Here is a 722-nt window from a genome sequence, read left to right on the forward strand (position 1 = left end):
GGGGCTGTACTAGATAACTAGACCTAAATCCCCTTAACTAATTGTTTTAAAATGGAAATTTGAGATTTTATTTCACTGTTGTTAAAACGCCATTCACATTCCTTTAAATATAGCTCAAAATGCTCTTTGGGAATGCCATTAAACTTCCGTAAGTGGCGTTTTGCTTGATTCCAAAAATTCTCAATTCCGTTTATGTGGTTGTGATTTTCAGCAAAATGCGTGCTGTGATTGATGCGAAAATGGCTAAATTCACTGACATCAAGCACATCATAACTACGAAAGGTATCCGTGTACACAATGCTATCAGGCTTAACTTTCTCTCGGATAATTGGCAATAATGTCGCTGATTGCGCATTAGGGACAACGACGGTATAAACCTTGCCATTTCGTTTGAGAAGCCCGAATACTGCGACTTTTCCCACAGCACCACGACCACGTTTGCCTTTTCGAGTACCGCCGAAATAGCTTTCATCGGCTTCAATCTCGCCTTCAAACATTTCCAAATGGGGGCTTGTTTGATAGATGAGTAAGCGTAATCGATGAAAGTAATAAGCGGCTGTATTTTTGTTTACATTAACCAATGCACTGGCTGTTCTTGCTGTGACACCTGCGACAAACAGTTCAATGAGTTTATTTTGTTTATGCTGACTTAAGCGACTTTTTCTCATTGGTTTATTCTAACCTAAATGGGATTTTTAAGTCATTATCTAGTACAGCCCCTT

The 722-nt window shown here is 39.2% G+C and carries 1 protein-coding gene; it reads right to left on the reverse strand.

The features are described from left to right. Nucleotides 1–23 precede the first annotated feature (23 nt). A complete protein-coding gene (locus DV434_RS10590) occupies nucleotides 24–668 on the reverse strand; it encodes an IS1595 family transposase (RefSeq protein WP_118786135.1) in 645 nt (214 codons plus the stop codon). Nucleotides 669–722 lie beyond the last annotated feature (54 nt).

Source organism: Haemophilus haemolyticus (assembly GCF_003493685.1).
In the GTDB taxonomy this organism is placed as follows: Bacteria; Pseudomonadota; Gammaproteobacteria; order Enterobacterales; family Pasteurellaceae; genus Haemophilus; species Haemophilus haemolyticus_O.